The following is a 13,737-nucleotide window of genomic DNA, read 5'->3' on the forward strand; positions in this document are numbered from 1 at the left end:
GAATGAATGTTGCTGCGCAGCAATAACCGCACTGGAGTATGCCATGACAGGGGAATTTCTGACCTCGCTCACCCCTGAGCACAAGAAGTTTCTTGTGAATCTGTTCAAGGACGGCGTGTCCTTTGACCCCAAGGTGCTGCGCGTTTACGCATCGGATGCCAGTCTGCTCACGGGTACGGTGCTGGCCATGGTTCGGCCCGAAAGTGCCGGGCAGTTGTGCGAATTTATGCGCTGGGCAGATGCGGAGCATGTGGCCGTGCACCCGCGCGGGCGCGGCACCAGCCTTTCCGGCGGCTGCGTGCCCACGGTTCCCGGCATTGTGGTTTCCATGCTGGGCATGGATAAAATCATCGAGATCAATAAGGAAGATTTTGTTGCCGTGGTGGAACCGGGCGTTAATACGGCTCTGCTTCAGGCAGAGTGCGAAAAGCTGGGCATGTTTTACCCGCCGGATCCGGCCAGCGGCAAGGCAACCAGCGTTGGCGGCAATGTCATCACCTGCGCCGGGGGCCTGCGCGCCGTAAAATACGGCGTTACCCGCGATTACGTGCTTGGCCTGGAGGCCGTGTTGCCCGGCGGCGAACTGGTAAAGTTCGGGGGCCGCTCCCACAAGGATGTCATAGGCCTTGATCTCGGGCGGCTCTTTGTGGGCAGCGAGGGCACGCTTGGCATTGTGACCAGGCTTATTCTCAAGCTTTTGCCCCGGCCCGAGGCTTCAGCATCGGTGCTTGTGGGCTATCCTTCGCTGGATGCCGCCCTGGCCTCCATGGGCAAGGTTTTTGCCGCAGGTATTCTGCCCTGCGCGGTGGAATTCATGAATGAAACCGTGCTGGAAATCCTTGCCAGAACCGGCGATGTGCCGTGGCCGGACAGCGTTAAATCGTTGCTGCTGTTTCAGGTGGACGGCAGCAAGGAGACTGTGCCGCTTGAGAATGCCCGCCTCGCCAACCAGCTTGATGACGCCCTGTGGCGTATGGAGGGCGTTGGCAAGCAAGAGGAAGACAAGCTGTGGGCCTACAGGCGCAGGGTTTCGGCTGCCTCCTATGTGCTCGGCCCAGACCGCATCGGCGGCGACATGGCCGTGCCGCGCGGTTCCATTCTCAAGGCCGTGCGCAAATTTGAAGAAATTGCCGCCAGCAACGGCAAGCGCCTCATCGCCTTTGGGCATGCTGGCGACGGCAACATCCACGCCAATCTGCATTATGATGCCTCTGACGCCGACGATGCCCGCCGCACACAGAAAACCCATCATGAACTGGATGCGGCAGCCCTTGAATGTGGCGGCAGCCTTTCTGGCGAGCACGGCGGCGGATGCCTGAAAGAAGTTGGCAAACAGCTCGGGCAGAAGGAGCACGCCCTCATGCTGCGCGTGCGCCGTGTCTTTGATCCCAGCGGTATTCTCAATCCCGGCAAGGGGTACTGAAATGAAACGCGGCTGTACGCAATGCGGCGAATGCCTGAACGTCTGCCCTGTGTACGCGCTCTACAAGCGCGAGGAATACGCGCCCAAGGGCAAACGCCTGCTTCTGGAACAGATTGATCCCGAGTTCGGCGGCAGCCCGGATTCGTCCCTGCCCTGGGAGGATATCCGCGAACTGGCGCGCCTCTGCGCCGGGTGCGAGCGGTGTCAGCAGGCCTGCGCGCGCAAGCTTTCCACAAGCGACCTGCTGGCCGAGGCGCGGGCACGTAATCCTCACTGGACGCAAACTCTCTGGGATGTGTGGATTCGTCGAGCAGGCCCACTGTGGCCCATGGCGGGAAAAATCGCCATGCTTGCCCCAGATTCCGTTATTCCCGGCGTGTTGCGGTCTTCTGTGGAAACCGCCCGCGCACTGGTTGATCTGGAGCCTTGCGAACCGTGGATGACCCTGCGGCCTACCCGGAAGGTCAGCGGCGTCAGGGTGGCCCTGTTCAGCGGCTGTACGGCAAAAAATGCGCGTCCCCGCTGGATATCCAATGCCCGGCAACTGCTGGCAGGCTGGGGCTACGACCTTGTGGACATTGCGGATTTTGCCTGCTGCGGCGGTACGTTGCACCATGCCGGGCAGTTGGGGGCCCTGGCAGAAGTGCGCGAGCGCAATCTTGAGCTTTGGCGCAAGGCTGGCAAGCCTGTAATGGCGAGCTTTTGCGCTTCGTGCAAGCACAGCCTTGATAGCTACACCGCCGTTTTATCGGCGGAGGAGGGCAAGGAGTGGAAGCAGAAATGCGTTGGACTTTCCTCCCTGCTTGTGGAACCGCAGATCAACCCCACAGGCAAGGCCCCGGCAGCGGTGGGCTATCACCAGCCCTGCCACTGGGGTACTGCTGATCCTGATTTGCCCTTGCTCACGGCGGGGCTGCCAGGCTTGAAAAAAGGCACTGGCCTGTGCTGCGGCATGGGCGGCATACTGAAAATGTCCAACCCCGATCTTTCAGCAGACATGGCGCGCAAATGCCTGGAGGGCTTTGCTCCTGAAATCCGGCATATTGTCACCGGGTGCAGCGGCTGCGTCATGCAGCTTGCCGCTGCGGGGGGCAAGGATGTGCAGGTGCGGCACTGGCTTGATGTGGCTGCACTGGCAAACTCCCGCATCTAGGCGCATCCAGCCCCATACTGACTCTTGCAGCAGTGTCTGTGAAGTTTTGCAGCTTGCGGGCGGCATAGTTGCCTCTGGTAGGTGTGCGCCGCGACGTCCTGCAATGCTTTATTGAGGAATGGTGCACGGCACCAGGTGGAACTGGGGCATAGGCACCCGAAAAATAAGCCGAAACGCCTCTGACCACTGGACGCTCCATGGGCGGCAGTATAGTATGCGGCAACATGTACACCTGTAATCGATGAGCCTATGCCCAAACTTCGATACTCCAAATTTGCTCTGGTCGCGGCCCTCTCCGGGGGAATGGCGGTCCTTTTGGCGTGTCTGCTGTTCTGGGTAAATGGCTGGAACCCCGCCCTGGCTGGTTCGCTCAATCTGCAGCCACGCGCAGCCATTGGCAATGCCGAAGTTTCCGAGCCGCCAGCAGTGTCTTCCGCCGCCGCGGAAAACAATGCAGTACCGGCTGTTGCAGCACCCGATCCGGCGAGTCCGGGGGCTGAACAGAACGGCAGCAATGAGGCAAACTCAGCTTTGCCCACTGCTGATCAGCAACCAGCGCAGCAGTCAGGACAGCAGTCGGGGCTGCAATCGGGCCCCCAGACAATCCAGCAGGCAGGCGCTGATTCCATCGTTCAACCTCTGACGGACGCTGATAGCGCAGAGCAGCCCCCATCCCCGGAATCATCCCAACAAACTGGAAAACCTGATTCTTCCGCCGCACCCAATGCCCCCGCCAAGGTCGCGGTACCGGATGCCGCAAAAGGCGCGGCGCAATCCGCAGCACAGCCTGCAACACCTGCGCACGATTCCAAGGTGCAGCTTTTTGGCACTGTGGAGTTCAAGCGCCCTTTATCTACTCTGCCGGGCTGGCTTGATCTGCTCAAGCGCAACCAGATGGATCCCATATTCATACCTGGCAAGGTGTTCAAAAAGGGCGTTACATGGGACACGTTCAAATCAAAAGCTCCGCTGAACAACAAGATGGAACTGCTGCGCTACGTGAATTCTTTCTGGAATACGTGGCCCTATGTGGAAGATATCGTCAACTGGCGGCAGGAAGACTATTGGGAAATTCCGGCGGAGTTTCTGAAAAAGTCTGGCGACTGCGAAGACTATTCCATTATCAAGTATTTTACTCTTAAGGAATTGGGCATTCCGCCCGAAAACATGCGTGTTGTGGTTGTGCGCGACACAATCAGAAATTTTGCCCATGCTGTTCTGGTCGTATACCTGAACGCCGATGCCTTTATTCTGGATAATCTCAGTAATTCAGTGCTTTCGCACACCAAGGTGCGGCAGTACAGCCCGCAGTATTCGGTCAATGAGTTCGGTCGGTGGGCCCATATGAAGGGCCGCAAAATAGACTAAAGCCGCCGCAGGCATGCAGCGCGCAGCCCGCACCCTTGGTGTGGGCGGGTTTTCACCGCAAACGGTACGTTAATGCGCAATGTACTATAGGATAAGCCTATGAAAACGCAGGAACTTAATGAGCAGTCCGTTGCTGGTCGCTATCGTCTGAAAAAAGCCGCGGTGGCTGCTGTCAGCCTGTCGCTTTTTGCTGTGGCTGCGGCTGTGGCTTACGGCCTCTGCACCTTGCAGCTCAAGAACGTTACGCAGGATATTCTGAATAACCAGCGTGAAATGCAGCAATCGTGGGTGGATAAATCGCTGGAATCCATCCGCGCGTGGCATGCAACCGTTGTTGAGCAGGCGCGGCTGGTGAGCAGCGCGGAGATGTTCCGCCTGTTTGCCGTGGATGTGCGCAACCTTGGCTCCGATGGCGAGTCGCGCCTTTCCGCGCCTGATGCCATGGAAAACGGCGATGAATCGCTGCGCAATCTTGCCGAGCAGATGGGCTATATGCAGGATCTGCTGCGGGACTTTGCACGCGGCAAAAACTGGGTTTCTGCACGGATTGTTTCGCCCAAGGGCAATCCCTTTGTGGTGAGCAAAGGGGATGCACCCCTTGGCGAGGCCCAGGTGGCCCTTGTGACCCGCGCCGTGGACAGGAAAACTGTTGTTTTTGGTCCTGTGCGCGCCCTTGGCGACACAATGGTTATTGATCTGGCCGATCCCATGTACGAAGTGCTGGGCCGGGGCGAAAGCGTCCCCGTTGCCGTGCTTTTTGCCACTCTTCCTGTGGACAGGGTGCTGACGGCATTTCTTGCCCAGCGACAGGATCAGTACGGCGGACTGCTGCCGCGCATTTTGCAGGCCGGCAGCAACGGCACAGAGGCCGTGCTGCTGCGCGATGCCAAACCTGCGCTTGAGCCAGTGCAGCACATGACGCCACTGGCTGACGGCCTTGGCTTCAAGCGTCGGCAGGGGCTTGTGGGCGGCGGGGAGGCCTATTCCCTCGGCAGCTACATGAACAGTCTGGGCTGGCTTGTGACCATTGAAGCTCCGGCAGATATGGTTGATGCGCTGGTGGAAAGCCAGGCAAAGCAGATATACGGTCTGGGCATTCTTGGCAGCCTTGGCACGGCGCTTTTGCTGGCCTTTATCTGGGCTTCGCTGGTGAGCCGCTCGCACAGGGCCACTGCCCAGCATTTCAAGCATCTGTACACGCTTATCCGCCAGCAGAAGATCATGCTCGACAGCGTCAACGCCTCGTTGCAGGCCGGGCTTATGCTCATGGACAAAAATGGGCGCTTGCAGATGTGCAACCCGGCCTTCTGCCAGATGGCGGGCAAGGACGAGGAAGCCCTCAAGGGAATCCCCGTGGGCGAGGCCCTGCCGGAAGATGCCGCCCTTCGGCTCATGGAGGGCATGGCCCAGGTAAGCGCCAGCGGCAAGGAAGGCAGCATAGAGATTTCTGTTCCCCAACCCGGAGATGTGCGCCTTTTCCGCGTGACCCTGTTCCCCTTTGAAGATCACGACAATTCCGGGGAAGAAGGCAAGGGCGGCTGCGTGGGTATTTTCCAGGATATTACGGAATTCCGCCGCCGCGCTGAGGCCGCGCGTGAACGTCAGGCCAACAGCATTGCCGCCCTTGTGCGGGCCATTGAAAGTGTGGACGTGAACCTCATCGGGCACTCCATGAAGATGGAGCATGTGGCAGACCTGCTCTCCGGCGCCATGAGCCTGCCCGACAAGGACAGGGAAACCCTGCGGCTTGCGGCCCGCCTTTCGCAGGTGGGCAAGATTTTTGTGCCGCGCGAGCTGCTCACCAAGAAGGGCAAGCTCACCCCCGAGGAACAGGCCGAGGTTATGCGCGCGCCGGAGTATGCCTATGGCATCCTGCGCGACATGCAGTTCAACCTGCCAGTGCCGGACGCCGTCTTCCAGATGGGCGAACGTATGGACGGTTCAGGCCTGCCCCAGCATCTGGCCGGGGAGGCCATCAATCACAATGCGCGCATTCTGGCCGTGGTCAACGCCTTCTGCGCCATGGTCAGCCCACGTTCCTACCGCGCGGGCATGCAGCCCGAAGAAGCCGTTGCCCTGCTCATGAAGGACAAGGGCTTTGACAGCCAGATTGTCAGCGCGCTTGCCAATGTTGCTGCGGCAGATTTGCAACAGGCCATTGCCACCGCCGATGCGGCCAGCAAAAAATCTGCTCATGCCGCAGAATCCGGTGTAATGGAAGGGCAGGACGGGCAAAGTGAGCAGGAAAAATCCGCTGGCTCACGGTCAGAAAATTCTGCCGCCGCCGAATAGAGAGCAGGGCGAAATGACGGGCGCAGTGCAACAGTTGACGGTGCAGCAGGACGGCTCTGAAAAGATAGACGTGGCGATGAATATTTTCGCCAAGCCGTATCAGACAGCGCTCTCTGTCCTGTCACTGCTCAAGCACAGCGGCAGGCATGTTGGCAATGTCTGGTTGCAGTTTGAGCCTTATGGTTCGCAGTATGATATTGTCAGCCCCTATGCGCTGGTGCAGTATCTGGGCAGCCTGATAGGGGAGAGGTGCCGGGTTTTTCAGCCCGACTACTGGCTTGATCTCAATGCCGCAGACCCATCACGCTTTGCCGATGATGCCTACCGCTTCGGCATCCGCTACCAGTACGCCTTTGAGCACAGCACGAGCCGCAGGCTGTTTCTTATGCACAACGATGTGCTTGTGCTCAAGGATGTGCTTGGCTATCTGGGCGGCCTCATGGAGGATGCCGTTGCTGTGGGCCATCTTGGTCAGTGCTGGAACTGCCCGGCCCGTGTGGCGGAACTGACGCGCGAGGTCATGGGCTGCGAACCGTGCGGGCCTGAGCGACACTTGGATTTTCGGCCTGATTACAGTCAGTTGCAGCAGCTTTATGCGCTGGCCCACCAGAGGAAAATTTTTGCAAGGCCGTATGACCGTGGCTTTGCTGGCATTTTTGATGCACAGCCCTGGCCCCTGCCGGAATGCCGCGTCAATGAATGGGCCTGCCTGCTTGATCTGGAAAAAACGCGGCCCCTGTGCGTGCCGCATGGCCCGGTGTTGCCGCCCGGAGCATACAGGCAGTGCGGGCCTGTCTGCCTTGATATTGGCGTGGAGTGGTTCCGGGGGATGCATGCTCGCGGCATGACCGCCCGGCATGCCGATCTTTCACGCCACCTCAAGCATTGGGTAGGTACGGGCAAGGTAACGGCCCGCCTTTATGCTCTGGCAGAAGAAAATGCCCTCAAGATATTGCTGACAACCTTTCCCGATTACTGCGACTGGCTGCGCGGCACCATCGGCAACAAGCCGCTCGGCGTGAGCGACAGAGTCCGATAGTTCTTTCTTCATTTGTGGAATCCCTTGCCTCTCCCTTTCTGATTTTATTTTCAAGCTGACACAGCAGGCTTGTTTGGAACGCGAAAAGGCGTCGACCAAATGGCCGACGCCTGACACGGGAAAGAAAGGTTTGCAGCGCTATCCCCAACGCTGGGAGGGCCTTGCGGCCCCCCGGCCCTCTTTCTACTGCAATCTCTATTTTACCGCTTCATGCCGATAACGGTTTCCAGCATGTTGTCCACCGTGGTGATGGTCTTTGAGTTGGCCTGGAAGCCGCGCTGTGTAGCAATCATCTGCACAAATTCGCGCGACATGTCCACGTTGGACTGTTCAATGTTGTAGGCCTTGATGCTGCCAAAGCCATTGTCGCCTGCTACGCCCTGCCTGGCAAATCCAGATTCTTTTGTTTCAGAGTAAAGGTTGTTTCCTTCTCTGTACAAACCTTGCAAGTTGTCAAAGTCATACATGGAAATCTGGTACAGAGCCAAGGTTTCATTGTTGTCATACTTGCCGTAAATTATGCCGTTCGCATCAATGTTGAAGTTGTTGAGTACGCCTGATGCATACCCGTCAGCCTTTGATGCCTGTACAAGTGAACTACCGCTTGTCACGATGGATGCGCCGTTTCTGCGCACGGTTGTAGACATGGTGCACGGGGCGGTATTGTAGTCAATGGTGCCCTGAGTGGCAGGCGCAACTGGGGGAACAACTTTTAAATCATCCAAAGAGTTGGTGGAGTTGTTCCACGGTGTGGTACTTGTATCCCTCAGGCCCAGATCCAACTCAATGATACTTTTCTCAGCGAGGCTGTGATTGCTGCCGCCGTAGGATGAAACCTCGGATACGCTGTTGCTGAGGGCCGAGCCTGAGAAGTTGGCGTTGAACACAGGCAGGCCATTGTTGGAAACCTTGGTCGGTTGCCATGAAGTGGAAAGCGTAGGGTTAAGAGCGCACTGCATATCAGCGGTAGCGGTATCCTGAGCGCCATACGTATAGGCAGTCTGGTTGACAATCTGACCACTGACGTTGAAGACCAACTGCCCGGTCATGAGCATACCGGCCTTTTTGGTGCCCTGAAATGTCTGACTGTCTGCCGGAAGAATCGGATTGCCAGAAGAATCGTACGTCACCGGCGTGGTGCCGCCATATGTCCGGTTGTCTTCTGACGGAGGAATCGTCACAATGTATTCGTACACTGTGTAGCCGGAAGGCAGATTATTAATTTTGTACGAGCTGTTGCTGGTGTCAACCTTGTCGTAGTAGACTGTGAGCTGGTGCTTTGTGCCACCCTCGTCATAGACGGTAATGGGGGAACTGGCTGCATATGCTGTGTCGGCAAGCGGCGTCTTCGTATTGGTGCCGTCCCACTGGTCGAACAGCGCTGTCATGGGGCTTGTAGTACTGGTCGTTTTGTCCATGCCGACGTCGTTCGACAACTGCATGGTGAAAGAAACACTCTGCGTGAGCTTGGGAGGAAGGTTCCAGCTGTCAAGCACGATATCCTTGGGCGAACCAGTACCTTTGTATGCAGTTGTTGAGGCTGAGCTGCTGCTGGTAGTTGTAGAACCAGAGTTGAAAACAACAGAAGAACTGTCATTGTCAACTTTCCAGCCCTGAAGAATCAAGCCCTGGGGATTTTGCAACTCGCGCTTGTTGTTGAAATAGAAATCGCCGGCACGGGTGTAGTACGCCTGCTCGCTGTCTTGCTTGCGGACTTTGAAGTACCCGTTGCCAGAAATAGCAAGGTCTGATCCTGAATTGGTGGATTCAAGGGAACCCTGCGAGTAGTCGCCGAGCACCGCGTAGGTGCTGACGCCCTGGCCAATCTGGGTGGTGCCGCTTACGCTACCGCTGTCGGTGTAGAGATAGTCGCTGAAGTCCGCGCGTTGGCCTTTGTAGGCCAGGGTGCTGACGTTGGCGATATTGTTGCCGACGACGTTCATTTTGTTCCCGTGCGCCATAAGGCCGGAAACGCTTGCCCACATGCTGGATGAGAGACTCATATCTTCCTCCGTGTCTAGGGATAGGGGGATATTTTTCCGGGTATGCAGTTTTGGGCTGCCTGCCCGCAATGTTAACTATTCTGTTTAACTGCCAGATGAACTCGATGAACCGGAAGAATCCGATGAAGCAGCGGTGGTGGTCGCTTGCGTGACCTGCCGCACTTTTGAAAGCTCCATCAACTGGCCGCCATCAAGACCCAGATACACTGTGCCATTGTTGTTGACCACGCCTGTAACCTTGGCATCCACCACCTGGTCGGCAAGAACTGCTTCGCCGCTGGAGTTGAGCAGGGACAAATTGACCGTGTACACGCCATCCGGGGCAACTGTTCCGTTGCCGTTTTTGCCGCTCCAGTTGAACTCGTAGGTGGTTCCGGCTGCCTTGGGAGCCACAGTTTCGGTGTAGATGACGTTGTTTTCGGCATCCCGCACCGTAATGGTGCCGCTGGCAACGGCATCGTTGGGCGCATAGCGGAACTTGGTTATGGACGTCGTCTTTGTGGTTGCGTCCGTCACCTTGCCTATACTGTTGCCAGAGACGGTCACTTGCTTGCCGATGTACGACGTGGCGTTGATCATCTGCTGGTTGTTGGTGGCGTCAGTCAGCGACCCCATACTCGTATTCAGGTTGATGAGCTGTTCAAGGCTGGAGAACTGCGCCATCTGGGAGACAAATTCCTTGTCGTCCATAGGGTTCAGCGGGTCCTGATACTTGAACTGCGTCACCAGAAGCAGCATAAAGGCGTTTTTGTCGAGGTTCGCGCCATTTTTCTGCTTGCCAACAACAGCATTGAACTCGTTGTTAGCCTGGGTGATTGCTGATGATACGCTGCTGGCCATACTTCATTCTCCTCACGGCCCGGTTCAGGCAACCACGTTGAGGTTGCTGGTGGTATATCTTGCCGTGTTGCCAAGAGAATGCACAGGCTGTTCCAAAGTTGAGATATCCATGTTTAAGCTGGAATTCCGAACTGTTGCAAGATTCTTCAGCCGGGAAAGTTCTTCCCTGCGGGCATCTTCTTCCTGCCGGGAATTGTGCTGGTTGAAATCCTGCCAGGATGCGCTGTTCTGCTCCTGCCGCGTTTCCTGCCGCACTTCAAGCTTGTCTACCTTGAGGCCCTGCTGCTCAAGATTCATGCGGATTGCATCGACCTGACGGCTGATCATGTCATTGGTTTCCGACTTTTCAGAACGGATCACCGCGCTGACCTCGCCATTGCGTACCGAAAGGGAAACAGTGATGGACCCCAGCTCCTGCGGGTTAAGTTGCAGGTCAAGCCGGGTGCCGCCGCCCTTGACGGTTGAAAGCATGCCCTGTTCAACCTGCTGCGCCACCTGTCGCCCGATGGGGGCAACGGCTGAGGGATCCTGCACGTCAGACGTGTTCTGGGCTGCATGGGCAGCTTGCATGGCCTGCGCTGCCGCGTAGGCGGGAGTGGAGCCGCGCCCTGTAACAGCAGCGGATTGCGTGTCTACCTTGCCCATCAGATCGCCCCACGCAGACTTGCCCTTTTGATCCTTGTCAGATTCGCTCTGTCCGGAATTACCGTCAGCATTCTTCTGACCCTTGTCGTCCAGAACAGCGGCCTGCTGAGTGGCAGACTGCGCGTGAATCTGATTGGCTGCGGGAGTTTTGTCCGATTGCGAAGATGGCAGCACATTGTTTTGCGCAGTTGTCTTACCAGTTTGCACGTCTGCCTGCGAACTTGCGCGGGAAGCTGCCTGCGACCCAGACTGCTGCGCCGCCTGCGAACCAGACTGCTGCGCCGTCTGCGTGTTTGACTGCTTCGCGGCTGTGGTGTCGGCAGTTCTTTCCGCAGGCATGCGCTGGGTCACTGTGGCCTTGTTTTCGGCTGTAGTGCGTTCCCCCTCATGCTTTGCGGCGGTCGCATCCTTGCCGATGGCTTCGCTCTGCGCAGCAATCTTGATATCGCCCGGCTCGGCCTTCTGGCCTGCTTCAAGGGTTTCACCAAGAATATTGCTGCTTTTTTTCTGAACGGTTTTGTCTATAAGAGTCTTGCTCTGTTGCACCGTGCGGTCGCGCAGCGAACTGGCCTGCTTTTCTTGTTCCGTGCGCGCCCGTGCCTTGCTGATAATGGGCTGCAACGTGGTTTTGAGGGCAGTATCAAGAGTTTTTTGCGCAGCGGCCTGCGTGGTGAAAAAATCTGTCACCGGAGCCATAAGCGTGCCGAACTGTTCGTTCAGGCAGGTGATGGAGGCGCTGTTGCCAAAGCTGTTGGCCAGGGTTTGCAGGTTGGCAGTGCCAAGCCCAAGGCCGCGTCCAAGCGAGATGGCCTCACCCTGGCTCACTTCAAGGGTGCCCGCCGGGTCAAGCTTGTTCACAAAGGACGATATGGTGTTGAATGCCTGCTGTGTGTTGCCCTGCAACATCATGGCCTGAACATTGGTATCCAGAACGCCGGTTGGGTCGATCTTTTTAAGCAGCGAGGTGATGTTGGCCTTGTCCTCATCAGTGAGAACAGGGATGTCGCCGCCGCCCTTAACGCTGGCAGTTATCTGCGCGAGGGTTGCGCCGTCAGGCATTTCTGCCAGGGCCGCAAGCTTGGCAAGGCTTTCAGGCGCAGCGCCAGCCTTGATGAGCTTGTTGTGCATATCCTGCACTTCCTGCTTGGTAAAACAGACTTCGTTCAGCGTGTAGGTGACGCCGTTGCTGGTGTTGCGCGAATAAGGGCTTTGCACCTGCGCGGCAGCTCTGGCGGTGGGCGCGAAAGGAGTACTGGGCTTGGATTCTGACTTGCCCTCAAAAACGGCGGCAGATGCGTCAGCCTCTTCAACGGCCTTCAGACTGGAGTTGAGGGCGTCCATAAAGGAAGACGTCCGCTCGTCATTGGGGCGGTTGTTGTTGGCGGCGTTCCAAAGCGTTTGATTGGTGCTTACGCTTGTGGGAATAATCTGCATGGTTCACTCCTTGCGCCCTGAGCTATACAAGGAGTGTTCCAAAACTGTTGGTGTAATTAATTCAATGTGTTAAGTAAATGAGAATTGCGGGAAAAGGGCAATACTTGCCGAATATGGAGCATGCTAGGAGGCAGGATTGGCAAAAACAGGAGCCAGGGCGGCAAGCCTGTGCACTGCTGTGCGCCAGCCCTGCTCGTTGAAGCCTTCATTCTGCAAAAACATGTGCAGGTGCCCGGTGAACAGGCGGATCATGCCGGGCTGGACGCGCCAGAAATCATCGGGCAGGGGAGTGCGCTTTTTCAGGTGATCGCTGCACAGGGCGCAAAGGTGGGCAAGGCGGGCGGCAAGGCGCCCAGCAAGTGCGGGATGTTTCGCGTGGAGGTTTGTCAGACGCTGGCGCAGCAGGGTTTGCTGGCCTGGATCATACAGAAAAAGAAAGGCAGCCTGCCAGACGTCTTCGAGCTGGGGGCGACAGGAATTGCCGCGTGGCTCAGGGTAAGGTTTCAAGGTATGCAGGCCAAGAGCGTCACGCCCGGTTCGGTAAAGCGTAAGACCATTGCCTGGGGCCTTGCAGCAGGGCTTGCCGGTGGCAAGCTCCTGATGAATTTGCAGCGCAAGCTGGGCTACAGAAGCGGGCATGAAGGCCTGTTTGCAAAAAAGACGGCTGCGTCTGCACTGCCAGCAGCCTACGCAGCTCATGGCTGCGCGCAGTACCCACTGGCCGGGTGCAGATGGGCCTGTTTCGCGGGCGTGTACCGGCCCCATCGAGAGATTGAGCACTGGTACGCCAAGGTAATCGACAAGGTGCATGGGGCCTGTGTCAGGCGTTATGCACAGGTCAAGCGTGCCCATGAGGGCCGCAACCTCGCGCAGGGCAAGCTTGCCGCACAGGTTTGCCTGCGCAAGGCCGGAACGGTGCGCCACTTCATCTCCCAGTTCCTGCTCGGCCTTGCCGCCCAGAAAAACCGGGGGCAGATCTGCCGCCGCAAGGCGCATGGCAAGCCGTGCCCAAAAAGCCGCATCCGGCCTTTTGGCTGCCTCGCTTGCCCCAAGCACCAATCCAACGCGGCGCGTTCCCGCTGGTTTGGGGCGCGAATGCCCCACAGCGGCAAGGTTGGGAGCGGGTGAAAGATCCAGCAGGTGCAGGTCGGCCCAGTGAAAGGCATTGGCGTGGTTATTCTGCGTCAGGGCCGCGCGGTACAATTGCCAGAAGCCCAGAACGCGTAATCCATCGCTGTCGGCCACAGGCCCAAGCTTGAGGGGTGACTCAAGCCGCGCCATAAGCTGGGCCGCCAACGGGCTGCTGCTCAGATTGATCGCCGCCGCGTATGTTTGGCGGGCAAGCTCCTGGCAGTGTGAAGGGGGAAAAAATACTGCATCCGGCGCAAGCGGCATGAGCTGCTGAAAGAAAGCCGGTTCTGCCACAACCCACAGGGGATTGTGGGGCCAAAGCTGGCGCAGGCGGATAAGCAGGGGAAAGGTGAGGATCAGGTCACCCATGCGGTGCAGTTGCAGCACCAGAATCGGATCAGCAGACATT

9 protein-coding genes are annotated in these 13,737 nt (G+C 57.7%); 5 read left to right on the plus strand and 4 right to left on the minus strand.

Annotated features, from left to right (window positions below; all coding sequences use genetic code 11):
• Window positions 1-43: 43 nt before the first annotated feature.
• The 5 genes from ACUZ9Q_RS06410 (at window position 44) to ACUZ9Q_RS06430 (ending at window position 7,275) form a co-directional block, all read left to right on the plus strand.
• Window positions 44-1,423, plus strand: a complete 1,380-nt coding sequence (locus ACUZ9Q_RS06410; RefSeq protein ID WP_192111644.1) for an FAD-binding oxidoreductase — start codon at window positions 44-46, stop codon at window positions 1,421-1,423.
• Window position 1,424: 1 nt separating this feature from the next.
• Window positions 1,425-2,576 (plus strand): (Fe-S)-binding protein, encoded by a 1,152-nt coding sequence (locus ACUZ9Q_RS06415; protein WP_192111645.1) that lies wholly within the window; start codon window positions 1,425-1,427, stop codon window positions 2,574-2,576.
• Between the two features lie 249 nt (window positions 2,577-2,825).
• On the plus strand, window positions 2,826-3,944 hold the full coding sequence (locus ACUZ9Q_RS06420) for a transglutaminase-like cysteine peptidase (RefSeq protein WP_308586406.1): 1,119 nt from the start codon (window positions 2,826-2,828) through the stop codon (window positions 3,942-3,944).
• Between the two features lie 99 nt (window positions 3,945-4,043).
• Window positions 4,044-6,236, plus strand: a complete 2,193-nt coding sequence (locus tag ACUZ9Q_RS06425) for an HD domain-containing phosphohydrolase (RefSeq protein ID WP_449247552.1) — start codon at window positions 4,044-4,046, stop codon at window positions 6,234-6,236.
• Window positions 6,181-7,275: a hypothetical protein gene (locus ACUZ9Q_RS06430; protein WP_449247553.1), complete on the plus strand. Its 1,095-nt coding sequence runs from the start codon at window positions 6,181-6,183 to the stop codon at window positions 7,273-7,275. The genes ACUZ9Q_RS06425 and ACUZ9Q_RS06430 overlap by 56 nt, the downstream gene beginning before the upstream one ends.
• Before the next feature lie 200 nt (window positions 7,276-7,475).
• Here ACUZ9Q_RS06430 and ACUZ9Q_RS06435 read toward each other — a convergent pair whose 3' ends face one another.
• The 4 genes from ACUZ9Q_RS06435 to ACUZ9Q_RS06450 form a co-directional block, all read right to left on the minus strand.
• Window positions 7,476-9,278, minus strand: coding sequence for a flagellar hook protein FlgE (locus ACUZ9Q_RS06435; RefSeq protein ID WP_192111647.1), 1,803 nt, complete (start codon window positions 9,276-9,278; stop codon window positions 7,476-7,478).
• Between the two features lie 84 nt (window positions 9,279-9,362).
• The gene (locus ACUZ9Q_RS06440; RefSeq protein WP_297147770.1) at window positions 9,363-10,118 is read right to left on the minus strand and encodes a flagellar hook assembly protein FlgD; all 756 of its coding nucleotides are present in this window, start codon (window positions 10,116-10,118) and stop codon (window positions 9,363-9,365) included.
• A gap of 24 nt (window positions 10,119-10,142) precedes the next feature.
• The gene (locus ACUZ9Q_RS06445; RefSeq protein WP_308586397.1) at window positions 10,143-12,197 is read right to left on the minus strand and encodes a flagellar hook-length control protein FliK; all 2,055 of its coding nucleotides are present in this window, start codon (window positions 12,195-12,197) and stop codon (window positions 10,143-10,145) included.
• Between the two features lie 123 nt (window positions 12,198-12,320).
• Window positions 12,321-13,736 carry a glycosyltransferase family 9 protein gene (locus ACUZ9Q_RS06450; protein WP_449247554.1) on the minus strand — a complete coding sequence of 472 codons (1,416 nt, stop codon included), beginning with the start codon at window positions 13,734-13,736 and terminating at the stop codon, window positions 12,321-12,323.
• Between the last annotated feature and the right edge of the window lies 1 nt (window position 13,737).

The organism is Desulfovibrio desulfopostgatei, from assembly GCF_053570645.1.